1 rRNA gene is annotated in these 845 nt (G+C 53.5%); it reads right to left on the bottom strand.

Annotated elements, in window-relative coordinates:
- Positions 1-643 (bottom strand): 23S ribosomal RNA (locus tag FOJ82_RS15935); the annotation flags it as partial.
- Positions 644-845 lie beyond the last annotated feature (202 nt).

The raw sequence follows: 845 nt of genomic DNA, 5'->3' as shown, positions 1-845 counted from the left end.
CCCCCCAAAAGGAAGGCTCCGACGGATTGTATGCGATCGGTTTCAGGTACTATTTCACTCCCCTCCCGGGGTACTTTTCACCATTCCCTCACGGTACTTGTCCGCTATCGGTCACCAAGGAGTATTTAGGCTTAGCGGATGGTCCCGCCAGATTCACACGGAATTTCAGGGGTTCCGTGCTACTTGGGGTAACGCTAGAGAGTGATCAAATTACGTCTACAGGAGTATTACCTTCTACGCTGTACCTTTCCAGGCACTTCAACTTCCCTGATCATTTCTTACTCTCTGACCGGATGACAGCCCGATCCAAGCGGCCCCACAACACCACATGTGCAACGCCTGTCAGCTATCACACACACATGGTTTGGCCTCTTCCGCGTTCGCTCGCCACTACTAACGGAATCACAATTGTTTTCTCTTCCTGTGGGTACTGAGATGTTTCACTTCCCCACGTTCCCTCCAACTGCCCTATATATTCAGGCAGAGGTCGCCGGACATAACTCCGGAAATTCGAGGTTTCCCTATTCGGAGATCCAAGGATCAAAGCTCGTTTACCAGCTCCCCATGGCTTATCGCAGGTTACAACGTCCTTCATCGGCTCTTGGTGCCAAGGCATCCACCGATCGCACTTAGTAGCTTGTTGTTACTACAAAGATGCTCGCGTCCACTGTGAAGTTCTCAAGATACGGGCGGGCCCAGACCCCAAACCACCACAAACGTGACAGCCAGGACACTGGTCCGCAAGAGAGCGTCGCAAAAGCAACCGACCCCTCAGGACCCAACAGCGTGCTCCAGCCGCAAACCCCGACCCCGACTTTCCACTCCAACCACCCAAAAGGGCGACC

Origin of the sequence: Tessaracoccus rhinocerotis, from assembly GCF_007197885.1 — a bacterium.
In the GTDB taxonomy this organism is placed as follows: domain Bacteria; phylum Actinomycetota; class Actinomycetes; order Propionibacteriales; family Propionibacteriaceae; genus Arachnia; species Arachnia rhinocerotis.
Note: the sequence above shows the minus strand (reverse complement) of the source record. Positions and strands in the feature narration are given on the sequence as shown.